General features: G+C 63.6%; 21 protein-coding genes and 2 pseudogenes. 13 read left to right on the top strand and 10 right to left on the bottom strand.

Features of this window, described 5'->3' with window-relative positions; genetic code table 11:
* Positions 1-137: 137 nt before the first annotated feature.
* Positions 138-299, bottom strand: a pseudogene (locus I7X18_RS29795) (IS3 family transposase); the annotation flags it as partial.
* 157 nt (positions 300-456) lie between these two features.
* Here I7X18_RS29795 and I7X18_RS29010 point away from each other — a divergent pair.
* Positions 457-996 (top strand): P-loop nucleotide/nucleoside kinase family protein, encoded by a 540-nt coding sequence (locus tag I7X18_RS29010; RefSeq protein WP_193045364.1) that lies wholly within the window; start codon positions 457-459, stop codon positions 994-996.
* A gap of 240 nt (positions 997-1,236) precedes the next feature.
* On the opposite strand, the gene I7X18_RS29005 is transcribed toward I7X18_RS29010, so the two are convergent.
* From I7X18_RS29005 to I7X18_RS28980, 6 genes are all read right to left on the bottom strand, one after another.
* A complete protein-coding gene (locus I7X18_RS29005) occupies positions 1,237-1,485 on the bottom strand; it encodes an NUDIX domain-containing protein (RefSeq protein WP_332522616.1) in 249 nt (82 codons plus the stop codon).
* An 8-nt stretch (positions 1,486-1,493) separates the two neighbouring features.
* The gene (locus I7X18_RS29000) at positions 1,494-2,741 is read right to left on the bottom strand and encodes a glycosyltransferase (RefSeq protein ID WP_193045365.1); all 1,248 of its coding nucleotides are present in this window, start codon (positions 2,739-2,741) and stop codon (positions 1,494-1,496) included.
* Complete coding sequence (locus I7X18_RS28995; protein ID WP_193045366.1) at positions 2,738-3,367, bottom strand: TetR/AcrR family transcriptional regulator; 630 nt, start codon at positions 3,365-3,367, stop codon at positions 2,738-2,740. The genes I7X18_RS29000 and I7X18_RS28995 overlap by 4 nt, the downstream gene beginning before the upstream one ends.
* A 117-nt stretch (positions 3,368-3,484) precedes the next feature.
* Positions 3,485-4,279 (bottom strand): MerR family transcriptional regulator, encoded by a 795-nt coding sequence (locus I7X18_RS28990; protein WP_193045367.1) that lies wholly within the window; start codon positions 4,277-4,279, stop codon positions 3,485-3,487.
* A gap of 75 nt (positions 4,280-4,354) precedes the next feature.
* A complete protein-coding gene (locus I7X18_RS28985; protein ID WP_193045368.1) occupies positions 4,355-5,179 on the bottom strand; it encodes an alpha/beta fold hydrolase in 825 nt (274 codons plus the stop codon).
* Between the two features lie 183 nt (positions 5,180-5,362).
* Complete coding sequence (locus I7X18_RS28980; RefSeq protein WP_226863290.1) at positions 5,363-5,623, bottom strand: nucleotidyltransferase domain-containing protein; 261 nt, start codon at positions 5,621-5,623, stop codon at positions 5,363-5,365.
* Between the two features lie 149 nt (positions 5,624-5,772).
* On the opposite strand from I7X18_RS28980, the pseudogene I7X18_RS28975 reads away from it, so the two are divergent.
* Positions 5,773-6,937: pseudogene (locus I7X18_RS28975) on the top strand (IS481 family transposase).
* Between the two features lie 45 nt (positions 6,938-6,982).
* On the opposite strand, the gene I7X18_RS28970 reads toward I7X18_RS28975, so the two are convergent.
* The 3 genes from I7X18_RS28970 to I7X18_RS28960 form a co-directional block, all read right to left on the bottom strand.
* A complete protein-coding gene (locus I7X18_RS28970) occupies positions 6,983-8,992 on the bottom strand; it encodes an alpha/beta hydrolase family protein (protein ID WP_193045369.1) in 2,010 nt (669 codons plus the stop codon).
* Between the two features lie 41 nt (positions 8,993-9,033).
* A complete protein-coding gene (locus tag I7X18_RS28965) occupies positions 9,034-9,951 on the bottom strand; it encodes a phytanoyl-CoA dioxygenase family protein (RefSeq protein WP_193045370.1) in 918 nt (305 codons plus the stop codon).
* Between the two features lie 247 nt (positions 9,952-10,198).
* Positions 10,199-10,930, bottom strand: coding sequence for an IclR family transcriptional regulator (locus I7X18_RS28960; protein ID WP_193045371.1), 732 nt, complete (start codon positions 10,928-10,930; stop codon positions 10,199-10,201).
* A 251-nt stretch (positions 10,931-11,181) separates the two neighbouring features.
* Here I7X18_RS28960 and I7X18_RS28955 point away from each other — a divergent pair, with 251 nt between their 5' ends.
* From I7X18_RS28955 to I7X18_RS28905, 11 genes are all read left to right on the top strand, one after another.
* On the top strand, positions 11,182-12,375 hold the full coding sequence (locus I7X18_RS28955; protein ID WP_193045372.1) for a M24 family metallopeptidase: 1,194 nt from the start codon (positions 11,182-11,184) through the stop codon (positions 12,373-12,375).
* A gap of 35 nt (positions 12,376-12,410) precedes the next feature.
* Positions 12,411-13,787: a substrate-binding domain-containing protein gene (locus tag I7X18_RS28950; protein WP_193045373.1), complete on the top strand. Its 1,377-nt coding sequence runs from the start codon at positions 12,411-12,413 to the stop codon at positions 13,785-13,787.
* Positions 13,788-13,815: 28 nt separating this feature from the next.
* Positions 13,816-14,604 (top strand): ABC transporter permease, encoded by a 789-nt coding sequence (locus I7X18_RS28945; protein ID WP_193045374.1) that lies wholly within the window; start codon positions 13,816-13,818, stop codon positions 14,602-14,604.
* Entirely contained in the window at positions 14,601-15,401 is an 801-nt protein-coding gene (locus I7X18_RS28940; RefSeq protein ID WP_193045375.1) for an ABC transporter ATP-binding protein, read from the top strand. Before I7X18_RS28945 ends, I7X18_RS28940 begins: the two co-directional genes overlap by 4 nt.
* Complete coding sequence (locus tag I7X18_RS28935) at positions 15,398-16,285, top strand: ABC transporter permease (RefSeq protein ID WP_193045376.1); 888 nt, start codon at positions 15,398-15,400, stop codon at positions 16,283-16,285. The genes I7X18_RS28940 and I7X18_RS28935 overlap by 4 nt, the downstream gene beginning before the upstream one ends.
* Positions 16,286-16,313: 28 nt before the next feature.
* Positions 16,314-17,219 (top strand): polysaccharide deacetylase family protein, encoded by a 906-nt coding sequence (locus I7X18_RS28930; RefSeq protein WP_232375367.1) that lies wholly within the window; start codon positions 16,314-16,316, stop codon positions 17,217-17,219.
* Entirely contained in the window at positions 17,216-18,415 is a 1,200-nt protein-coding gene (locus I7X18_RS28925; RefSeq protein ID WP_193045377.1) for an amidohydrolase, read from the top strand. The genes I7X18_RS28930 and I7X18_RS28925 overlap by 4 nt, the downstream gene beginning before the upstream one ends.
* Positions 18,412-19,668, top strand: coding sequence for an MFS transporter (locus I7X18_RS28920; RefSeq protein WP_193045378.1), 1,257 nt, complete (start codon positions 18,412-18,414; stop codon positions 19,666-19,668). Before I7X18_RS28925 ends, I7X18_RS28920 begins: the two co-directional genes overlap by 4 nt.
* On the top strand, positions 19,665-20,753 hold the full coding sequence (locus I7X18_RS28915) for a TauD/TfdA family dioxygenase (protein ID WP_193045379.1): 1,089 nt from the start codon (positions 19,665-19,667) through the stop codon (positions 20,751-20,753). Before I7X18_RS28920 ends, I7X18_RS28915 begins: the two co-directional genes overlap by 4 nt.
* A gap of 260 nt (positions 20,754-21,013) precedes the next feature.
* A complete protein-coding gene (locus I7X18_RS28910) occupies positions 21,014-22,102 on the top strand; it encodes a TauD/TfdA family dioxygenase (protein ID WP_193045380.1) in 1,089 nt (362 codons plus the stop codon).
* Between the two features lie 28 nt (positions 22,103-22,130).
* Positions 22,131-23,015, top strand: coding sequence for an NAD-dependent epimerase/dehydratase family protein (locus I7X18_RS28905; protein WP_193045381.1), 885 nt, complete (start codon positions 22,131-22,133; stop codon positions 23,013-23,015).
* The last annotated feature ends 32 nt before the right edge of the window (positions 23,016-23,047 follow it).

Here is a 23,047-nt window from a genome sequence, read left to right as displayed (position 1 = left end):
TCCGGGGTGTAGCTGTCCCCGGTGATCGCCCAGGTAAGCGGGGTGACGATTGGGCAGCTGGGACACGTGCGCGGCCGACGATACCGAAGTGTCCCATCAGCGGGTGGGTCTGCTGCACGGTCGGGTGATAGTTGCGGTCACGCGGTCTGACTGGCCGGTGCGGTCATGAGCGCTTCGTATTCGATCGCGGTCAACCGGCCGAGGCCGGCCTGGCGGCGGCGTCGGTGGTAGGTCCTTTCGATCCAGGTGACGATCGCGATCCGAAGCGCTTGCCGGTCCCAGCGGTGCCTGTACAGGACCTTCCGCATGTTCAGCACGGACGGCACGCCGGGTCTGGGCGCAGCATCACCGCGGATCGCGTGTCGAGATAGTGGGCGCGTTGTTCGGCCCATTAGGAGCCGGCCAACCTCGCGACCTCGCGTACGCGCCTGTTCGTCCGGTCCGTTAACCATCGAGATGAAACTGATCTTCATCTACGGTCCTCCCGCGTCTGGGAAGTTAACCGTCGCCGAGAAACTAGCCGAGCTCACCGGATATCCGGTGTTCCACAATCATGTGACGCGTGACTTGGTACAGCGCATTTACCCGGGCGAACTCGCGGCCAACTACGAGCTTGTCGACCTCCTCCGGGAAGCCGTCCTGAGTTACTGCGCACGGCATGGCACCGGCGTCATCTTCACCTTCGTTTACGACGGGCCCCAGGACGACGACGTGGTCCGAAAACGAGTCGACGCCGTGACGGCAAACGGCGGCCAGGTTCTAATGGTGGAACTGCGCGCGCCACACGACGTTCTGCTGCAGCGGGTATCGGACCTATCTCGCACGAAACACAACAAACTCAGCGACCGCGACACTCTGGCATCGCTGCTGCAACAAAATCCGTATCCGTCGCTTCCCTACGCCGATGTCTTCACGATTGACACCTCCGAGCACGAGCCCGAAGAGTCCGCAGCACTAATCGCAGGCCACTACGAACTCCCAACGACAGCTTTATGAGCGCCTACCCGCGCACATGCTGCGCCGGATCACAGCCACACGACACGCACGAACAACAGGCGAACGTCCTATCTCGAAAATGGAGCAACACGCAACTGACGATGCCCGCAGTCAATCAAGATGAAGGGGCGCAGGGTTCCTAGCGGATCTCTCCGTTGATCGCTTCGACGACACATGCGGTGTCTCGGGCAGTCAACGCGGCGCGAATTCGGTTGGCCAGCCGTGGGATCGTGGCGCCGCCTAAATCGGCGGGATCAACGAGCACCACGCCTCGACCCTCCTCGCTGGCGGGCACCGACCGAAGGCAGCCTCGTCGACAACGCCCCCGTCGTAGACGAACATGACCGAGTCGCCCCGATTACCCTCATCGGTCTGGTGATCCAGCACGAGCAGCCGCCCACCGGCAATGTCGATGCCCAGCTCCTCCCGGCACTCCCGCGCACATGCTGCCGGAGGTGACTCACCTGCTTCGACCGCACCGCCCGGCAGCTCGAGTGCTAGCGCGGTCGGGCTGTGAGGAGAGTTTCGATAGTGGAGAGCACTGCTGCGGATCCGTCTTCGGTTGCGATGAGGGCACTGAGTTGTGCTGCTGTATCGCGGAGTTGGTGGTTGGAGACGGAGGTGCGCATGGCTTCAGCGAGGCGTTCGGCGGTGAGGTTGCCTTGTTTGATGGTTGCGGCGCTGGCCTCGAGTTGTTGGAGTCGGCGCGCCCAGAATGGTTGATCTCCGACGGGGCCCGGCATCGCGATGCTGGGGACGCCGGCACGCAGGGCTGCGGCGGTGGTGCCGGCACCGCAGTGATGGGCGACTGCGGCCATCCTCGGAAAGAGCCATTCATGGGGGGTTTCACCGATGGTCAATACGTCATCTGCGGTGACGTGTAGACCAGCCCAACCTGATTGAACGATGCCCCGCACCCCGGCAAGTCCGAATGCCTGGCTGACGATGCTCGACAACTCGGCGGCCCGCTGCTCGGTGGGCGTGGTGCTACCGAACCCGACGAACACCGGCGCCGGACCTGCGTCCAGGAAATCGGTCAGCGCGGCAGGAGGTGCCCAGTCGGTGGCCGGCGGGGGCCACCAGTAGCCCACCACCTCCAGACCCGGCCGCCAATCGTCGGGCCGCGGCAGGACGCTCGGCGAGTAACCGTGCAGTACCGGCCAGTGCGCGTCTGCGCGGGCCCGTCGAAGTCTGCGCGGCGATGCCGCCGGAAGTCCGAGGTCGCGCCGCAGATCGGGGAGAACCCGCTTGTAGGCACGGTCGAGCACCCACCCGCCCACGTGGGACGCGGCCCGGTTTGCGGTTGGGCCTGCCGACCAGGCGCCCATCACCGTTGGCGGATAGGCCGCTGTGGCCGAGATCGGCTGCATCCGAACCCCGATCGAGGGGATGCCCAGCGCCTCGGCCAGGGGGTGACCGGCCAGCTCTGACAGGGGCGGCAGCAGAAGAACATCGGCGCCTTCATCGTGGAGGGCAGCATGGACGGCACGCCCCATATCGCGCATGCCGTTGGGGCCGAACAGCGACACGAACGCCTTGGCCGGGTTGTCGGGAAGGTCGCTGCCGGGAATGAAATCCACCGGTATGTCACGAAACCGCAACCCGCATCCGCTGATCAGCTCGGAGAACGGAGTGTAGGCGGCGATCACCACATCGTGGCCGGCATCGGTCAGCCGGGTCCCCAGTCCCACCAATGGAGCGACGTCGCCGCGGCTGCCGACTGCGGCGATCGCAACGGTGCTCATCGCCGTGCTCCCACGACTCGACCGAAGATCTCGATCAGGTCCTCGCCGTAGCGGTGCGCATCGAAGTCAGGTTCACGAAGGAACTTGTAGACCAGTGCATGGCCGGCCCCACTGATGGCCATGGCCACCGACTCGACAGGAAAGTCTCCGAACTCACCGGACAGTTGTCCGCTTCTCAGAATCGCGGGGGCATCGAGGGAGGTGAGATCCTCCGCCAGCGCGGGGGTTACTCCCAGTTCGTCGAATGGGCGGCCGTCGCTGGGTCGGTAGCTCGAAGCGAGTTGGCTCAGCGCCGCAAGATGCACACGGTGCGCGTCGTAGTACTCGATGGTGGCTCTGATGTAGGCGGTGAGCTTCCCTGCCGCCGTCGACTCCGCGTCCACGGCTGGGACGACCACGGCCAACGCCGAGCGGTACATGTGCTCGATGATCGCGTCGACCAGGTTGTCCTTGGTGCCGAAGTGATACAGCACCGCGCTCATCGCCACGCCCACCCGGTCAGCGATTTTGCGGATCGATGTCTGAGCCCAGCCAGCCTCGGCGATGACGTCGATCGCGGACTCGATGATCTGTGCCCGACGCGCGGACTGTGTGAATGTGCGAGGCTTCTGCTCCGCTGATCGCATAGTCAGATATTAGATCAAGTGATCAATTCCGGAGCGAGCGATCGCGTCGATGAGTTCAGGGTCGGCGGCCACGATCGCTCCTGCAGTAACCCATTACGTACCTCCGGCGGCTTGTCATCACTGCATCCGGCTCTCGGCGTAGGCCAGCATTGCTTCGTGTAGGTATTCCGCCAGGCGGGGATCTTGGGCGTTGTAGTACGTGCGCAGGTCTGAGGGCTGCCGCAGTCCCTCAGCCTGCTCGATATAGCTGGCCTTATCCGGGCTCCACAGCTTGCGCTGCAAGGCTAAATCATCGTCGAGTACCGCGAATGTCTCCGCATCATCGGCGGCCACACCGTCACGCAGCAACGCCACCATGCGCCGGGTGAGATCGTGGCCTTCAGCGTTGAAGGCCCCCCAGTCCTGTTCGGACCATTCGGCGGTGTTGCGCTTGATCTCGGCGATCTCGGGTTGATCTGTGCTGCCGGTGCTTTCGATACGGCGAGCTTCCACTTCGGCCAGGTATTCGGGGCTCATCTCAAAACCCTCGAACATGTGCTCGGCGGGCATATCGGTTCCTTCCTCCAGGTGTTTGATGGTGGCGGCCACCGTGATGGCGAGGCGGTCCAGGCGGCCCCGCTCGTCAAGGAGCCGGCGGTGATGCTGACGCAGCGCCTCGATCGGATCGTGCTGGGCATCGACCACTTTGCCGATCGTGGTCAGATCCAACCCGAGCTCGCGAAGCAGCAGAATCTGCTGCAGCCGCAACAACTGTTCCCGCTCGTAATAGCGGTAGCCGTTGGAACCGACCCGCGCCGGCCGCAACAGCCCAATCTCGTCGTAGTAACGCAACGTCCGAGCCGTCACCCCCGACACCCGAGCCGCCTGCTGAATCGACCAACTCACTGCCGCGCCGCCTTTCTCGATGGCCACCATCCACGCTAGAAGTTGCCGCAACGAGAAGGTCAATACACAGAGTCAATTCCTGGCGCGTCGACGAATCTCGCCCTAAGCGAGGAAGGCGCGGATCTCCTCGCCAACGCGATCTGGTGCGTCCTCGGCTGCGAAGTGTCCGGCTCCTGACAAGTACGTGAAGTACGCCGTGGGCATAAGAGCCCGCATGTGTGGTCCTTCGCGGCGAAAGTAAGGTTCTGGCTTGCCCCAAATGATCAGCTTCGGGCCGCTGATCTGCGGGAGTCTGCGTTCGATCAGTTGGCACTCGGATGCGTAGCCTTCGAGGCGTTCAAGTTTGAGAATCGTTCGCCGCGTGGCGAGTTGCTCAAGCGGCCGCTGGTAGCACTCGCGAAGCGCACGGTCGCGACGTGCGGCTTGCAAGAACAGCGGTAACGCGCGCGAGAAGAGATTTGCGCTCACCAACGCCGCCTCGCCGAGGCCTGGAGCCGTCAGTGGCAGCCAGTACCACGGTGGCCGGAAGTCCGCGCGAACGCTGGTGTTCAACAGCACCAGGCGGTCGACCTGCGTGGGGCGCCGAGCAGCCGCTGCAAGGCCAATGGGGCCGCCCCAGTCATGACCAACGAGGTGAAAGCGATCAAGCTCGACGGCGTCAAGAAAGCCACGCAGCGCGCGAGCCTGTTGTGTGAAGTCCGCCCCCTGAGGCGGACCCTGCGACCGGCCGAATGACAACAGGTCGGGCGCGAGAACGCGATGGTGCGGCAGGAGTCTCGAGATGGTCGCTCGGAACTCGAACGAGAAGAGGGGACTGCCGTGGACCAGGACCACGGCGGGGCCACTGCCGGCGTCAATCGCAAACATCTCGCCGCCCTCAACGACAATCCGCCGAGCGGGCAGCTGATCGTACTTAGCGAAGTCCATGAATCGCTATCGGCCAACTCATTGTGCAACCTCTCAGTAGATGACCGATCTCCCACCCTAAAAGTTGCCGCAGCGGCAAGGTCAACCCCATCGCCGATAGCGACAGGCCCAAACCCCAGCGCTCGCGGAGGCAATTTGTACCGTGCGGCATTGCCCATCCACGTCGGGAGCCGACGTCAGCATTCACGCACAGCAAGACACCCACCAGGAGCCGACGTCAATATTCGAGCAAAAACGGCGCCAGTATCGGCGCACGGAGCCAACCAGGACATCGAGGTCGTCGCGATCAACCGCCACGTCGAGGTCGTCATGCTCTCGGGTCTGTTCACCAACCAACGCGTCCACGCACCACCCGCCGTCGACCCACAGTCGGACACCGGCGGCCACGGCCGCGCGGTACAACGCGAGCACCTCATGTGACGGCATGCAGAGCATCGGACTCATGACCGATTGAGTCCGCAGACCATGGCTGCCGCATCCACTGCATCATGTATTGCGTCGGCTGAGGGCTGACTTTTCGTCTTCGGTTGATGGGCGACAGTGTTTCGGCTGATGCTTGTCAGTTGCTTCGGTTGATCCTTGAGACTCCCTAGATGAGGGAGTTGAGCGTGGCCGAGCAGCGGTATCAGGCCATATTGGCCGTGATCAGCGATGGGTTGTCGATATCGCAGGTCGCATCGAAGGTGGGGGTGTCGCGCCAGACGCTGCACTCCTGGTTGGCCCGATATGAGGCTGAGGGCCTCGAGGGGCTGGTGGATCGGTCGCATCGGCCGGTGGCGTGTCCGCATCAGATGCCCGCCGAGGTCGAGGCGCGGCTGCTGGAGTTGCGGCGATCCAGACCGTATTGGGGGCCGCGGCGGTTGGTGTTCGAACTGGCCAAACGGGGAGTGCGGCCGGTGCCCTCGGAATCGGCGGCGTATCGAGCGTTGGTGCGGGCACAGATGATTGACCCGCATCTGCGGGATCGGCGGTCGCGGAAGTGGAAACGCTGGGAACGCGCCACTGCGATGGAGTTGTGGCAGATGGACGTGGTGGGCGGGTTCCCGCTCGCTGACGGCACCTCGGCGAAAGTGTTGACCGGTATCGATGACCACTCGCGTCTATGCGTGTGCGCCGCGGTGATGGCCCGCGAACGCACCCGCGCGGTCTGCGACGGACTTCGCGCGGCGTTGGCCACCTATGGGGCGCCGACGCAGATCTTGACCGATAACGGCAAGGTGTTCACCGGGCGGTTTAACCCCCCCGGTCGAGGTCCTCTTTGATGCGATCTGCCGCCAGCACGGCATTGACCATCGCCTCACCCAGCCACGATCGCCGACCACGACCGGAAAGATTGAGCGCTTCCACCGCAGTGTGCGTGCGGAGTTCCTCTCTGGTCTAGCTCCTTTCAAGAATCTGAAGACTGCGCAGCAGGCTCTCGATGAATGGGTTGAGTTCTATAACACTGCCCGGCCGCATCAGGGGTTGCAGATGGCCACCCCGGCGTCGCGGTTCACCGCCGGCCCTACCGATGTGGCCACGGCGATCACGCCCACACCGATCGAGGGACTGCAGTCCGAGCGCACCGGGTCGGACTGGGTGAGCAGGCGGGTGACCACCAACGGGGTCGTGTGTGTGTCCTGGCAGCAGGTCAGTCTGGGCCGGCACTACGCCGGGGCGCGGTGCGATGTCCACGTCGACGGCGGGCTGCTGCGCTTTTTCATCGGCGATGTTCTGGTCAAGACCGCCGCGCGTAGCATGCGGCGGACACGGCGTTGATCGACGTCCGAGAGTCACTCGGGGGCGGACCGCGGACGTGAGCGGTCACAGGTTCTGCACGAGCACGGGTTCGATGTGCTCGGTGTCGGGAAGTGCGAACCCGAATATCTGTGCATAGAAGGACAACTCGGAGTCCAGCGCCCGGCGAATGTTGGCCGCTTGGCGGAACCCGTGCTGCTCACCCTCGAACGCCACGTAGGCCACGGGCACACCCTTGGTGCGGAGCGCGTCGACGATCATCTCGGACTGGTTTGGCGGCACCACCTCGTCCTCGAGGCCCTGCAACACGATCAGCGGCGGGTCGAAGCCGTCGACGTGGTGGATCGGTGAGCGTTCGACATAAAGATCGCGTCGCGAGGGGTACGGGCCGATCAGGCCGTCGAGGTACCGGCTCTCGAACTTGTGGGTCTCGGTGGCGAGTGCCTCGAGATCGGCCACGCCGAAGTGGCTGGCCCCGGCGGCGAACGTGTCCCGGAAGGCGAGGGCTGCCAGCGTGGTGTAACCGCCGGCCGAGCCGCCCCGAATGCAGAGCCTGGCCGGATCGACGCGTCCCTGCTCGCCCAGCCACCGGGCCGCCGCCTCGCAGTCGTCGACGTCAACGACCCCCCACTGGCCGCGAAGCTGGTTGCGGTAGGCACGGCCATACCCGGTGGACCCGCCGTAGTTGACGTCGACCACGGCGAAGCCCCGGCTAGTCCAGTACTGCGTACCCAGCTGCAGCATCGGCCGGGTAGCGCTGGTGGGGCCGCCGTGGATCAGTACGAGTAGCGGCGGAAGCTCGCCGGGCTCGGAGGTCACGTCTGGGTTGGGGGGTGGGTGGACCGCTGGGTTGGTGGGTGGGTAAAACAGAGCGTGGGCGGTGCGCCCGTTGCTGGTCGGGAACGAGATCGATTCGGGCACGGAGAACCAGTCCTGCTCGAGCCCGAGATCACGTGGTGGACGCAGTATCTCGCTCGTGGTGACCGCACCTGCGACGTCGACGGTCACCGACACCACGGCCGGTTCGGTGATCGCAGACGCGCCGACGAAGACGACCCGGTCGCCCTCGGCCCGGAGCGAGGCAAAGGACGTGTAGGGCACGTCGAGGTCGACCACGCGCCCGTCGGCGAAGCGGATCGCCAGGTACCCGAGCCCGCCGCGTGACGAGGCGAAGACGGCGCGCCCCTCCGACAGGAAGGCGTAGTTGGACTGACCGAAAACCCATTGGGGCGCGCCGATCTCAGCGCTGAGGGTCACCATCGGCTCTACGCGGTCCGAAGCCCACCGGTAGAGGTTCCACCAGTCCGACCGGTCGGAGACGAACCAGAGCGACCCGTCGTCGGCCCAGCGGGGTTCGCTCACCGACTCGCCGGCGCCCGTACCACCAGGCCCTGCGTCGGGCCGGCCCGCCACCACCGTGGGATGGCCCAACAGCGGACCGGTCTCGGTGGCCCGCAGATCCGCGACGCACAGCTCGGTGCCGTCCCACGGCATGTCGGGATGCGACCATTGCAGCCAGCACAGGCGCCCGCCGTCCGACGAGATCCGGGGATCGGAGACGAAGTCGGGGCCGGACACCAGCACCCTCGGGGCGAGCCGGCCCGTGGCATCGAGCATGACGATCTCGTTCACGACTTCGGCCGGGCCGCCGCCGGCAGGATGGTGCTCGCGCACCACGAGCGCCCACCGCCCGTCGGCGGTGACGCATCCGTCGGCCCAGCGGTCACCGCGGGGCACCTCGGGCTCCGGGGTCACCGGCACGGGTGTCGCCGGCCCGGTGATGGTGTAGACCCGTTGATCCGCCCAGTCGGCAAACCACAGTGTGTTGTCCGCAACCCACCACGCGCCCCCGCCGTACTCGTGGGCGGCCGTGCGGGCGTTGGCTCTCGCAGGCAACAGGTCGACGGCCGGTCCCCTACCCGTGCGCTGGACGAGCTGGGTGCGGCCGCCCTCCTCGGGCCGTTGCTCGGCCCAGATCACGGTGTCACCGTGCAAGATCGCGCCGCCGAGTCCGGCAGCGGCACGTACTACGAGCTCGGAGGTGATCGGGGTGGGCCACGAGCCGAAGGTCGCCATGACACTCCAGCCTAAGCTGCGATCCGTGGAGCGACCGTCAGCTACCCTTTGGTCGCTGCGAAACCGGCATCGGATACCAGGTTCATCAGGGTGCTGGCTGAGTCGTCCCGCAGAGCCGCCTTCTGCATTTCTCCGATACCGCGTACACCGGTGACGCCGTCGCGGACCACCGATATCGGGTCTTGGAAATCGCCGACGTATCCCAGTGCAAAGCAACCCATTTGGTAGCCCATCAGCTTGAGCAGATCGTCGTCGAGCGTTCTGGCGATCTCCAGCGGTGTGGACAGGTACTGGTTTTCCTCTTGGCGCACCCAGCCCACTGCATAGGTGATGTTCAACGCCTGTCGCTCTGCCTCCTCGGTGGTGTTGGCGCCGCCACCGTGGTAGATCTTGCCGCTGTAGAACAAGACCGATCCACGCTCCATCTCGGCAGGTATCGAGTCCTCCTGGGTGAACTTCTCGTTGTCGCCGAGGCGGTGACTTCCGGGCACCACTCGGGTGGCCCCCATTTCGGCGGTGTAGTCAGACATGGCCCACAGCGTGTTGCACTGCACCTCATAGTCGTTCGGGAACGGGAAGAAGTCCCAGGCCAGTTGGTCACGGTGGAGCGGCTGGGCCGGCGAGCCCGGGCCGATTGAGATGACTTGAGTCAGGTGCAGCCGGTAGGTGGAGGCGTGGCTCAGAAAGTCGCCGGCCACTTCGAGCACGGTGGGGTTCTGAATCAGTTCGCGGGCCGCCTGGGACCGCGCGATCAACCGTCCGGTGCGGCGGGTCTTCGTCCCGAGGAAGTTGTCCTCACCTACCGGGGTACCGTCGATGTAGGGACCCAATTCCGTTGCAATACGGTCCATGTGGTCGGTGCCCACGAGATTGTCGACGATGACGTACCCGTCCTCGCGCAGGTGACGGGAGATGTCGGCTGGGGTGGTCGTCGGCGGTACATGGTGTAGTTCGGGCACGCGGCCACTCCTCGGCAGATCAACAGATGTGACTCAAGCCTGAACTCCCACGTGTTTCTGTGACGCCGTGGAGGTTAAAAACCGGGTTAAGACTGGGTCGGCAGGGGGGCCTGTCGCATGCTGGCGTCCAGCGTCCAGCTCTTGGTGTGGCGAGCTCGGCCATCCCGGCGGCATCCCACCCGCGATTCCTGCGAGTTCTACCGAACCCCGCGGCAGAATCCGCGCCAGTACCGATGATTCGCAAATGTCACCGTAGCTCGCCCTCGATCGCGCGGGCGGTGTCTTGGAGAAGCGGGAGATACTTCATCAGCGCATCGATGTCTTCGACGCTCGACAAAGCTGTGACGGAAACGGCACCGACCACCACCGGGGGCCTGCCGATGGGGACGGCGAGGCAATTGATCATCATGTCGAGTTCTCGATCGTCTACTGCCCAGCCCCGTTCGGCGGCCAGTTGCAGCGCATCATCGAGTTGCGCGCGTGTAGTGAACGTATTGGGAGTGAATTGTTTCCACGGTGTCGAATCCACGATCGCATCCCGCCGGTAAGAGTCGAGCGCCGCCAGGATGACTTTTCCCACCCCGCTGCAGTAGGCCGGTGCCTCACGCCCGATGCGGGAGTACATGCCCACACCTGACGCACTTTCGACTTTGTCGACGTAGATCAAACTGTCGCCGATCAGCCCGACCAATTGGATGGTGTGTCCGACCTTCGCCTGCAACTTCCGCACGTGCTGGTAGCCCGCCTGGCGCAGATCCACATCGTCAAAACTCAAGCGGGCCAGCGCGATCAGCTTGGCACCCACCACGAATCGGGCGTCGTCGCGACGTCTGACGTAGCCGACCTGTTCCAGCGACTTCAATTGGCGGAACATCGATGATCGATGAACGTCGAAGTCTTCCGCGAGTTCAGCAACCGACATCGGCTGCTCGGCGATCCGTTCGATGATCTCCGCTATGCGGAGGGTGGCTGCCGTCATCGATCTCCTTGAACGAGTGTGCTGTGCCGACGGGGCCGCGCAGAAGCCACCCCCTGCTCTCACTGTTGCATGAAATGCACAGCGCTGCGCGGAATTTACACAACTTAACCATCGCGGCATCGTCTTCGTAACGTTTTACATTCAACGTTCTCTGTAGTCAGGTACGCACAAGGTTGTGCGAAAAACGCACAACTTGGCTACCGGGTTTGCCGCAGACGAGCGTCGTCCGAGCCAACACGAGGAACCCCTACATGATGCAGTTGGTCGAGGACCACCGCTTCACCACGGACACGGAGCGCGCTCGACGCATCGACGCGCTTCGCGCCGCGATGACGTCGCACGGGCTCGATGCGTTGGTCATCGCTGGTCGCGACGATATCCGGTTCCGCGGCAGAGTTTTCTATGCGACGGACTACTGGCAGCTCTTCGCCGACAGTCACGTGGTACTCACCCACACATCCGGGCCGGTCTTGATCGGCGGCACTGTGTGGGGCATCTCGCAGGCACGTCAGTCCAGTTGGATCTCGGAGTGCCGCCTCAGCGGGACTTCTGGCACCGAGATCGGCAACGTTCTCGCGGAGCAGGGCTTATCGGCGAGCACAATCGGAGTGGTCGGACTGCTCGACGGCGGTTTCGCCTACAGCCATTACACGCAGCTCGTCGATGCGCTCCCCGACTCCCGAATCCGCGATGCCACCGATCTCTTCGAACAATGCCGGCAGGTCAACAGCGCCGAGTCCCTCGCCTCCATGACGGACACATCCGCATGCTGGAACTCGATCTACGCGGAGCTCGAAGCGTTCGTCAATCCCGGCGTCACCGAGATCTCGCTGGCGGCCCAAGCGCATCGGATCTGCCGTGAGCACGGAGTGCGTGATCCCATGGTCGTCCTCGACTCGACCCCGTTCAAAGGGGCCACGACGTTCGGGACACAGAAAGTCATCGAGCACGGTGACGTGGTGACAGTCTGGATCGAATCTGCGGGTCCCAACGGGACCTGGCTGGAATACCGCCGCATGTACTCCGTCGGACCGGTGTCCCCCGAGTACCGGGACGCGTGGCAGATCTACACCGAAGCCCATCAGGCCGGCGTTGCGGCGATGAGACCCGGCGCCATGGCAAGCGAGTTCGTCGAAGGCGTCGCCACCGTATTCCGTTCGCACGGAATCGAGCTCGACTACACCAACCCCGCAGACCAGCACCGGTCGTTCCATCTTCACGGCATCGGAACGGATGCGATCCAGGGAGTGTGGGTCAGCGGGAACGACCGGATTCTGCTCGAGCACGAGGTTGTCAACATCCACCCACACCGGCTGTTCCCAACGGCCGAGGCGACAGCGAAGTTCGGTCTCTTCGGACTCACCGACAACATCCTCGTAACACCCGGTGGTGGCCGGTGGATGACGAACGACCAGCACCTCACCTCCGCATTCATCGAACTGTAAAAGCCCACCGAATTCCCACGAGGACAGGAATACTCATGAAAACGCTCAGTCGACGCGGCATATCCCGCGGAACCGCGATGGCGGCGTGCATTGCGCTCGCCGGCACCCTGGTCGCATGCTCCAACGCTCCAGAGAGCACCGACCAGTCGGCCGCCGCCGCCGCCGGCCCCAGCACCGTGACCGACAACGCCCTGCTCGAGCAACACGGCGTCGGTATTCCGCAGGAAGTCGTCAACATCGGATTGTTGCCGTACGCGGACAACTCGATGCTCGCGGTCGGCATGGCCAAAGACTGGTTCGAGGAAGTGGGTATCACCGTCGGACCGGAGAAGTTCGCCAGCATCGCCGACGATCAGGCTGTGCCGTTGATCCTGAACGGAGACTACGACGTCACCTCGGCGTACGGCCCCAATTCCGTGCGTAACGCCGAAGGTGCCCCGTCGATCAAGGTCTTCAATTTCATCGACGTCACCAGCGGCCTGGCGATCCTTGCCGCCCCGGACTCGGGCAAGGCATCAGTAGCAGACCTCATGGCCGACGGCGCCTCCTTCGAAGACGCCGCGGCCTCGGTAATGGGCGATATGGCAGGCCAGCGGTTCGCCACCGACGACACCGCCGCCCATCGCAACTTCCTGGAGGCGGTGTACCAGATCGGGAACTTCTCGCAGGACAAATTCGGTCAGGTCGACGTCGTGGACGACTCCCAGATCCTCCTCCTGTCGCGCGGCGGGCAGCTCGATTACGCGAAACCCGCTGGTGCTGCGCAGACTGCGGAGCTTCTCCAGGCCGGTTGGTACCCCGTCATAGGCCTGCAGGATCTCATCGCCAACCTCCCAGCCGGTGATCCGCGCGCCGTCTCCGGCCTCGGCCACGTCGGCCACATGGCCGACGAGAAGTGGATCAACGAACACCACGACACCATGCTGCGGGTCTCGTCGGTCGCCTTCCGCATCGTCGATGCGCTCTTGGCCGACATCGAGAACAACACCACCGAGGCCACCGAGCCGATTGTGCCGGTCCTGGAGTCCGCCGCCTCCATCGATACCTCGGCCGAGGCCCTGAAGATCACGTTCGAGAAGATCGGCCCGTTCGCGTCCTTCGAAGACCAAGCCGACTGGTGGCTCAACACCGAATCGCCGTACTACTTCAAGGCGACTTACAACCAGCAGGTCAAAGCTGCCCAGGAAGCCGGGGTGATCACCAACCCCGACCTCGATGCCTCCGACTTCATCATCGCCGACGAGGTCTACAAGGAGCTGGTCGGCTACAAGGAACAGTACGAGTCGCTGCTACCGCAAGCCGCAGGCCTCAGTGGTGACCAAGCCAAGCTCGCCGAGATCGCTGCGACGCAGTACGCACACCGCAACCACCTCGACGCTGCGCGCATCATCGAGGCAGCCGTCAAGAGCTGACCCGCCGATGCTCTGAGAGGAGGAAGACATGCGCGTCAGAACTGCTGTCCCCACGGTCGCAGGCGGATTCGTGGGTGTGCTGGTGGTCGCAGCCATCTGGTCTGCGGTGGCATCGGTCAACACGGCGGCGCGATTTCCGGTAATTCCGGCCATCGTCCAGGCAACGATCGACAACTTCTCTGCCGCGCCGATTCTCGCCTACACCACCTTCGGGACAGGGGGGATCTGGTCCAACGTCCTGTGGACGGCACAGAATGTTCTCCTGGGTGTGGCGACGGGATTGATCGTGGGGTTCGCGACCGGGCTGGCACTGGCGCGGATCCAGTGGTTCAACCGCCTGGGCCGGCTACCCGTGGCCATCCTCGGCACCGTCCCCGTCCTCGCGATTCTGCCGTTCCTCACGCTGTGGTTCGGTAACTCGACGCTGGCGACCAGCGGGCTGGTGATCTTCTTCACTGCTCTCACCGTGGCCAGCACTGTGCAGTCCGCGGCAGCTGCGGCAGAAGTCAGGTACGCGGACTACGCAGCGACACTCGGTGTTTCGAAGAGTCGGACCACCGTGTCGGTCATCCTGCCTGCGTTGGTGCCGTCCACCATCGGTGTCGTTCGTGCGGCAACGGCATTCGGGTGGGGCTTCCAGTGCATCGCGGAGGTGCTCGGTGGCAACCAGGGTGCGGGGCGTCTGGTCCGGTCGTTCTCCGATGCCACCCAAACTGCCGGCGCCATCGGCGTCCTGATCGTCGTCGGCATCGTCGCCGTTGTGGTTGATGCCCTGATCGGCCTCGCCGGCCGTTGGATTGTGAGGTGGAACGAATGACAGTCGAAACCAGTGCTCATCAACTCGCGGGTGTGACAACGCAATCCGCAGCTATTGAACTGGACAACGTTTCCAAGGACTTCCGGCTCGAGTCGGGCGAGGTGGTCAACAGCGTCAACGCGGTCTCATTCCGGATCGAGCCTGGTGAATTCATCTGTGTCATCGGACCTTCCGGGCACGGTAAGTCGACCCTGCTGAACATGATCGCCGGGTTCCTTCCCCCGACCAGCGGCACCGTCACAGTAGGCGGAACCCCGGTGACCAAACCGGGACCCGATCGTGGGGTCGTCTTCCAACGGGACACGCTGTTCCTCTGGAAGACGGTGGCGCAGAACATCGAGTTCGGCTTAAACGCTCGGGGAATACCGAAGGACGAACGTAAGGCCGTTGTCGCCGAGATGCTCAAAATCATCGGCCTGGAGAAGTTCGCCGACGCCTGGCCCAAGCAGCTCTCCGGCGGGATGCGGCGGCGGGTGGCGATCGCCGCGGTGTTCGCCAACAAGCCCAAGGTGCTGCTGATGGACGAGCCGTTCGTTGGAATCGATTATCTCCGACTGGCTCAACTCCACGAGGTCCTGCTCGACTTGTGGCAGGAGGCAGAGAAGCGGGCGGTGTTCATGGTCACGCACGACATTGATGAGGCGTTGTCGCTCGCCGACCGAATCTTCGTGGTCAAGCATGGGACGCTGGCGCTCGACCTGAAGGTCCACCTACCGCGGCCGCGCCTGACCGACGACATCACCGGTCCCGAGGCGAACGCACTGCGTAGGCAGCTTCTGGAGGAGTTCTCGCGATGACGGCAACGCTGGTACCGGTGGTTGCGGCCCTCGAGTCCGAGTCAGCGCCGAAGTCCAAGCGCAACAGATCCGATCTGTACTGGGGTGCAACGTCGTTGGCGCTCGTCCTGGTGGTGTGGCAGCTCGCATCCGTTGTCGTCGGGATAGATGACTCCGGAATACGGCTGGTGCCGAGCATCTCCGATGTGCTGTCGTCGTTCATGGTCTTCGCCGACTACTGGCCAGGCGGCCTCGGCGCCGAGCGCACGGTGGGCGGCGCCGGATCCACGGTGTGGGGTGCGACGCTGGGCCTTGCTTACAATGTCGCGATCTCGTTGTCCCGCTTCATGGTCGGATTCATACTGGGATCTGTCGTCGGAATTGGAGCTGGCCTGCTCGTCAGTTGGTCGTCGATTGCGCGCCGGACGGTGACCTTTCCGGCGCACTTCTTCCGGATGATGCCGTTGCTCGCGATGCTGCCCCTGTTCGGCTTGTGGTTCGGCAACTCCGAACTCGGCACCTATTCGTTCACGGCGTTCGCAGTCGCCGTCTTGCTGTTCGTTCTCACGGTGGCTGCCGTCGACAACGTTCCCAGGATCTACAACGACTCGGCGGCTTCTCTCGGGGCCAGTCGCCGTCGTATCTACCTGTCGGTGATCATTCCGTCGATCACACCGAGCCTGAAGGTCGGAATCCTCCTGGCAGTTCCCTTCGCGTGGAGCGCTGTGCTCGCAGCCGAAGTGATCGGCAAGCAGTACGGTCTCGGCCGCATTCTCAACTTCGCATTGCTCTACGCCGCAACCGATATCGTCGCCGTGACCGCTCTGGTGGTGATCATCATCGCCGGATGTACCCACCTCGTCCTCGCGAAATCCCTCAACCACCTGACCCGCTGGGTCGACTGATCAGCAGTTCCAGACAAGGAGCACCGCAGTGAGCACCCCGCCCGCCGGCACCGGTACCGTCCGCGACTTCGTCGGCTACGGCCAGCACATGCCGAAGGTGACGTGGCCGAACGGCGCCAACGTCGCAATCAACCTCGTCGTCAACTACGAGGAAGGGTCGGAGTACTCGTTCGACCGGGATGGTGAGAACGACGTCCCCGTCGAAGCGGCCTACAACTTCCCGTTGGATACGCGCGACCTGTCCCGAGAGTCGATGTACGAATACGGCAGTCGCGCCGGGATCTGGCGACTGATGCGACTGTTCGACGAGCTCGACGTACCGTGCACGTTCTACGCCTGCGCCGAAGCCTTCGAGAAGAACCCTGAGGTGGCCAAGTACGCCCGTGCCGCCGGTTATGACCTGCTCAGCCACGGGAATCGCTGGGTTGAGCAGTGGCGCTTCACCCGCGACGAGGAGCGCGAGCAGATGAAGCTGGCCATCAAGTCCTTCGAAGGCACCTGGGGGGAACGTCCTCGCGCCTGGTACTGCCGTTACGGCGCCTCGGTCAACACCCGGGAACTCGTGGTCGAGGAAGGCGGGTTCGTCTATGACTCCGACGCCTACAACGACGACCTGCCCTACTACAAGAAGATGGGCGACCATCAACAGCTGGTCATCCCGTACAGCCTGACCAACAACGATCTTCAGGGCGACAAGAGCCCGAATCTGTTCTCCGATTACATCACCCGAGCGTTTGACGAACTGTGGCGCGAGGGGGAGAACGGGTCGCCCAAGATGATGTCCGTGGGCCTGCATCCCCGCACCGTCGGCCAACCCTCGCGTGCCAACGCCTTGCGCCAGTTCATCGAACACGCACAAGCTACCGGCAAGGTGTGGTTCGCCCGCCGGATGGACATCGCCAACCACTGGCTCGAACACCATCCCGCTCCGTGAGTAACCGAATCGCAGAGCTCTTCGCACCGAAAATCCGAGTGGCACTGGAGCAAGACTGGCACAACGTCGTTGCGCTGAGTGAGTTCATCCACTCGCACGTCGAAGAGTCCTCGAAAGAGTTCGAATGCAGTGCTCGGCTGATGATGGAGTTGGAAGATCACGGGTACGCCGTCGAACGTGGCATTGCCGGCATGGACACTGCGTTCCGGGCATCATTCGGATCCGCCTCCGCAACAACGACGGTCGCGTTCGTCTGTGAATACGACGGGCTTCCCCCGTACGGGCAGAGCTGCGGACACAACGTCGTGGCCGCAGCGTCGTACGGAGCGGGGTTGGCGCTGCGGTCCTTGGCCGACGGTCTCGATCTCCGGCTGTTGGTGATCGGTACTCCGGCTGAAGAGGGGATTGGTGGGAAGTACATCCTGGGTGACGCCGGAGTCTTCGACGATGTGGATTTCGCCGCGTCGATCTATCCCGGGATGGACGACATTTCCGCCTCGCGGACCCTTGCGGCTCACAAGCTGACCATCGAGGCATTCGGAAAGGCTGCCCACGGGGCAGCACATCCGGAGCTCGGGATCAATGCACTCGACGGAATCGTGTTGGGCTTTTCCGCGATGGCGATGTTGCGTCCGAATCTGCCACCAGCGGCGAGAATTCACGGAATCATCACCGAGGGCGGCATCCACCCGCAGGTTGTTCCCGATTACGCGCGGGCAACCGTCGTCGTCCGGGCTGCAAACCTCAGAGAACTCGCCGACATCCGAGCGCGGGTCACCCGCGCGTTCGAGCAGGCAGTCGAGTCAGTCGGTGCGACATGCACCGTGACACCTGCCGCGCGATGCGCCGAACCGGTCCTCAACATCGAGGCGTTGGCGTCCATGTTCGATACCGCGCTGTGTGCCGTGGGGCGCTCGCCTCGACCCACCGACGAGGTTGCCGGCGCCTGGTCCACTGACGCAGGCACGCTCAGCCGACGCGTGCCCTATTTGCAGCCCCAGATCAAGATGACGCCGCGTTCGATTCCACCGCATTCCCACGGCTTCCACGAGGCCAGCGTCGGTCCTGATTCCGAGTCATGCATTTTTGATGCTGCGATCGCGCTGGCTTCCATGGCTGCGGAGTTCGCGAGCAGTCCGGAAATCCGTGCGGAGGTGAAATCCCAGTTTCGCCTAGCGATGACGGGCGCGTCATGACCGCTTCTGTCGCCGGGAGATTGGGTTGGCTGCGTTTGCTCGCCTTGTCGGGTGCCTGCAGCTTGACCGTCAGCGTCATCTACATTCCGCAGTCTCTGCTCACGAGTATTGCCGGCGATCTCGGCGTATCACACGGGCTCGCCAGTGTGCTCGCGATGATCGCGCAAGTCGGTTATGCCGTCGGGATCCTGCTTCTCGTACCGCTCGCCGCTCGTCTCGAGGTCAGGAAGCAGGTGACCTACCAGACGCTCGCTCTCACCTGCACACTGCTGTTGGCCACGGTGGTTCCGAGTTTCTACGGCGCCATGGCAGCGTTCCTGGCTGTCGGACTGGTCGCGAACGTCTCACAGGTGCTCATTCCGGCGGCAAACCGGATGAGCACCCACGACAGCAGAGGCAAGACGAACGCTGTGCTCGTGGGAGCGTTGCTCGTCGGAATCTTCGGTGGCAGAGTTCTCGCCAGCCTGTGTGCTGAGTGGATCGGGTGGCGCGGAACCGTATTCGTCTCCGCGCTGGCTGTCGCCGCCACGATTCCCTCGACCCGCTGGGCGCTGCGGCACGCGCCTGCGCCGGAAGGTGGAGCACTGACGCATGGTCGACTCGTCCTCGCGACGTTGCGACGGGCGTTGTCCAACGCGATCCTGGTGCGATCAGCGCTGACCCAGGCCTGTGTGCTGGCGACGTTCAATGCGCTCTGGACAGTGATGGTTCTCCATCTCACCGGACCCGAGCTTTCGTGGACCCTGGGGCAGGCCGGTCTCTTCGGCGTGGTGGGGCTGGTCGCAGGGTTCTTCACCCCGTATGCGGGCCGTCTCATCGACCGGCACGGGGCCAGACGAATGACGGGGTGGTTCCTGCTCATTCTGCTGACGGCGATGATGGCCATTCTGCTGACCAACAGCACGCCTGTCGCTTTCGGAGCTGTCATGTTCGTCGCGACGTGGGCGAACCAATCGGCGTTGTCGGGCAATCAAGTTCGGGCCCTGGCGACCGACCCCGAGCGGTCTGCCCAGCTCAACACGGTATTCAGTTTCATCGTCTTTTTGGGAGGTGGAATCGGGGGGCCGTTGGGACCGCTCATGTACGCGTGGCGCGGAATCGACGCTGTTGCCACGGTGGGGGTTGTTCTTGTCCTCGTCGCGATCGCGCAGTGGTGGCTGATACCTCGGGCGGTTGTCGACCGATCCCAGTTCCCTCAGTTCAACGGCCTCTCAGAACCACTGGAACCGACCTTGACCAAGGAGCCGCAATGACCACGTCCGTTTCACCGAGTCCGTTGACAACCTCGGGAATCGAACGAGTACGCAACTACGTCCTGAGCCTCGACGAGCCCGCTGCTTGGAACGCCGACGAACTCGAATCACGCCGCGATACCTGGGATCTGGCCCTCACCGACGCCGAAAGCGCGCTATTGGGTGAGCTCACCGTGGAAGCAACCGAGACGTTCGGTCAGTGGTCGGAGGGAAACGGCACCCGCGACGAGTGGAAGAAGCTCGCCGCCCCGCTGACCAAGTACTTTTCCACCGTCGAGCACTCCCTCGAGGGCGGCACCGGTATCGCGCTGCTGCGCAACCTGCCGGTGCGCACCCCTGATGCCGAACTGCCGTACAACGAGAACCTGCTCTGGCTCATCGGCGCCGCCATGGGACAACCCGTCAACCAGATGGGCGGCGGCACCGTACTGGCTCGACTGGCCTACAAGGGAAAGGCACGCCCTGACCATCCCCGCGCGGAGAACACCAACGAAGGCCTCAGTTACCACACCGACGGCTCAGACCTGCTGATGCTCATGTGCATTCGTCAGGCCATGGTGGGCGGCAACTCGATGGTGTCCAGCGCGGCACGCACCGTCAAGGAGATCGCCCGCCGCTACCCCGAACTACTACCCGCCCTGTTCGAGGATCACTACCCGTTCGACCGGCAGATGGAGATCCTCGACGGCGACACCACCTACTACCTGAGCCGGCTGTGCACCATCGTCGACGGCAAGATCACCACCCGCTACGTGCGTCCACTGACCGATGCGGCGCTCTACCGAGGAGATTGCCCGCCCTTGACCGAGCGTCAGGTCGCACTCATGGAGGTCTTCGACGAGATATCCAACGAAGGCGGCGTCGAAGTTGGATTCGATTCCGGCGACCTGGTGATCGCGAACAACTACAGCGTCATGCACGGGCGTTCTGAGTTCCTCGACTCCGAGGACGAATCCCAGCGCCGGCTGCTCGTACGGCTCTGGCTCGCAATGGAAAACGGCCGTCCGCTGCCGTTCGATTTCGACCGTGGCGTCAATCACGACGGCGTCGCCCGCGGCGGTGTCCCCTACACCAGCATTGCCTGACGGAACCTGCTGTTCGGTGTTGCGTATTTTGCACAAGCCTGTTCGAATTTTACATAGCGTAACCAGAGGGGCGATGGATTCGTAACAGCGGTCCGGGAAAGTGGTGTCAGTGGAACTGCATCCACCCGAGACAGAATGAGGTCAACTCGAGCTTTGCGGAGATTGCCGCGAAACGCACTGCCAGAACCGCACCGCCGCCGCCCGCATGCTCCATGACGCCAATGAACACCTAACCGACAAAGCGAAAGCAGGACCCGGACATGACGACCTCCTACAGCCCCACCCCCCTGATCACCTCGGGACTCGATCGGGTGCGCAACTACATCCTGGACCTCGATGAGCCCGCCGCATGGAATGCCGAGGAACTCGAAAGCCGGCGCGACACATGGGATCTGGCCCTCACCGATGCCGAAAGCGCGCTACTCGGTGAACTCGCCGTGGAAGCAACCGAAAAGTTCGGCCAGTGGTCGGAAGGAAACGGTACCCGCGAGGAATGGAAGAAACTCGCCGCACCGCTGATCAAATACTTCACAGGCGTCGAACATTCCCTCGAGGGCGGCACCGGCATCGCCTTGTTGCGCAACTTGCCGGTGCGCACCCCTGATGCCGAACTGCCCTATAACGAGAACCTGCTCTGGCTCATCGGCGCCGCCATCGGACAACCCGTCAACCAGATGGGTGGCGGGACCCTGCTCGCCTCCCTGGCTCAACGCAAAAAGGCCCGGCAGGACATTGTCCGGCCGGAGAACACCAACGAGGGTTTGGGTTACCACACCGACGGTTCCGACCTGTTGATGCTCATGTGCATTCGTCAGGCCATGGTCGGCGGAAACTCCGTGGTCTCCAGCTCCGCACGCACTGTCAAGGAGATCGCCCGCCGCTACCCCGAACTGCTGCCCTCGCTCTTCGAGGACTACTTCCCCTTCGATCGGCAGATGGAGATCCTCGAAGGGGACACCAGCTACTACCTGACCCGGCTGTGCACCATCGTCAACGGCAAGATCACCAGCCGCTACGTGCGGTTGCTCATCGACGCAGCGCAAGAGCGCGGTGACTGTCCGCCGTTGACCGAGCGTCAGCTCAGGCTCATGGAGGTCTTCGACGAGATATCCAACGAAGGCGGCGTCGAAGTCGGATTCGGTTCCGGTGACCTGGTGATCGCGAACAACTACAGCGTCATGCACGGCCGCTCCGAGTTCATCGACTCCGAAGACGAATCCAATCGCCGACTGCTGGTACGGCTCTGGCTCGCAATGGAAAACGGGCGTCCGCTGCCGTTCGACTTCGACCGTGGCGTCAACCACGACGGCGTTGCCCGCGGTGGTGTTCCCTACACCAATATCGCCTGAATCTGTGACGGATCTACCGGCGTCGGTCTTGGTCACCGGGGCCACCGGGTTTCTCGGTCGACACCTGGTGGATTCGCTCAGGACAGCGGGCGTCGACGTGGTCGGTGCCGCCCACACGGTCGGGGATTTCTTTGACGTCACCGACCCTCATCAGGTGCACCAAGTGTTCGCCCGCTTCAAACCCGAGGGGGTAGTGCACCTGGGCGCAATCTCCGGGCCGATGGTATCGCGTGACCGACCGTGGTCGATCGTCGATGTGAACATCGGGGGCACAGCCAATCTGCTGGAAGCTGCGCGGATCAACGGCACCCGGCGATTCCTGCTGGCGTCGTCGAACGCCGTTTACGGCAGCAACCCGGGGCCGCTCGACGAACAAGTGACGGTGTTGAAGCCATCCAGCGTCTACGGTGCTACCAAGGTCGCCGGCGAGCATCTGGTGGCGGCGTACGGACGTAGGTATGGCCTGTCGACCTGTTCGCTGCGTATCTCGGCGGTGTACGGACCCGGCCGGAGCACCCACTGCATCATCGCATTGTTCATCCGAGATGCACTGGCGGGCAGAGTGTCTCGGGTGGCGTTCGGCGCGGATTTCTCCCGCCAGTATGTCTACGTCGACGATGCTGTGCGGTCCATCGTCTGCGTGCTGACCGCGGGCCCCGAAGTCGATGGCCAATCGGTCAACATTTCGGGTACCGAGTTGCTCCAGGTGGGCGAGATCGCCGACATCGTGACCGAGATGCTGCCTGAAGTGAGAATCGAATTCGGCCAGGGACCAGACCCCGATGACGACGACGTGCAGGGCCCGTTCGTCCTGACCCGCGCCAGGGAACTCCTCGGTTTCGAGTCGGAGGTGAGCATGCGTGACGGCATCGCCCGATACGCGAATCACCTGCAGCGTGCGCATGACGGCTGACTGTGTTGTCCAGCTGAGCTGGTGGTGGTGGC

The organism is Mycolicibacterium baixiangningiae (assembly GCF_016313185.1).
GTDB classification, from domain to species: domain Bacteria; phylum Actinomycetota; class Actinomycetes; order Mycobacteriales; family Mycobacteriaceae; genus Mycobacterium; species Mycobacterium baixiangningiae.
This window is presented reverse-complemented; position numbering and strand designations above follow the sequence as displayed.

What these genes read in the sequence shown, in the direction of transcription:
- I7X18_RS28970 (WP_193045369.1), bottom strand. Translation starts at nt 8,992, where the DNA reads ATGGCGACCTTCGGCTCGTGGCCCACCCCGATCACCTCCGAGCTCGTA.
- I7X18_RS28910 (WP_193045380.1), top strand. Translation starts at nt 21,014, where the DNA reads ATGACGACCTCCTACAGCCCCACCCCCCTGATCACCTCGGGACTCGAT.
- I7X18_RS28995 (WP_193045366.1), bottom strand. Translation starts at nt 3,367, where the DNA reads ATGCGATCAGCGGAGCAGAAGCCTCGCACATTCACACAGTCCGCGCGT.
- I7X18_RS28955 (WP_193045372.1), top strand. Translation starts at nt 11,182, where the DNA reads ATGATGCAGTTGGTCGAGGACCACCGCTTCACCACGGACACGGAGCGC.
- I7X18_RS28920 (WP_193045378.1), top strand. Translation starts at nt 18,412, where the DNA reads ATGACCGCTTCTGTCGCCGGGAGATTGGGTTGGCTGCGTTTGCTCGCC.
- I7X18_RS29010 (WP_193045364.1), top strand. Translation starts at nt 457, where the DNA reads ATGAAACTGATCTTCATCTACGGTCCTCCCGCGTCTGGGAAGTTAACC.
- I7X18_RS28985 (WP_193045368.1), bottom strand. Translation starts at nt 5,179, where the DNA reads ATGGACTTCGCTAAGTACGATCAGCTGCCCGCTCGGCGGATTGTCGTT.
- I7X18_RS28950 (WP_193045373.1), top strand. Translation starts at nt 12,411, where the DNA reads ATGAAAACGCTCAGTCGACGCGGCATATCCCGCGGAACCGCGATGGCG.
- I7X18_RS28960 (WP_193045371.1), bottom strand. Translation starts at nt 10,930, where the DNA reads ATGACGGCAGCCACCCTCCGCATAGCGGAGATCATCGAACGGATCGCC.
- I7X18_RS29000 (WP_193045365.1), bottom strand. Translation starts at nt 2,741, where the DNA reads ATGAGCACCGTTGCGATCGCCGCAGTCGGCAGCCGCGGCGACGTCGCT.
- I7X18_RS28935 (WP_193045376.1), top strand. Translation starts at nt 15,398, where the DNA reads ATGACGGCAACGCTGGTACCGGTGGTTGCGGCCCTCGAGTCCGAGTCA.
- I7X18_RS28915 (WP_193045379.1), top strand. Translation starts at nt 19,665, where the DNA reads ATGACCACGTCCGTTTCACCGAGTCCGTTGACAACCTCGGGAATCGAA.
- I7X18_RS28940 (WP_193045375.1), top strand. Translation starts at nt 14,601, where the DNA reads ATGACAGTCGAAACCAGTGCTCATCAACTCGCGGGTGTGACAACGCAA.
- I7X18_RS28980 (WP_226863290.1), bottom strand. Translation starts at nt 5,623, where the DNA reads ATGAGTCCGATGCTCTGCATGCCGTCACATGAGGTGCTCGCGTTGTAC.
- I7X18_RS28945 (WP_193045374.1), top strand. Translation starts at nt 13,816, where the DNA reads ATGCGCGTCAGAACTGCTGTCCCCACGGTCGCAGGCGGATTCGTGGGT.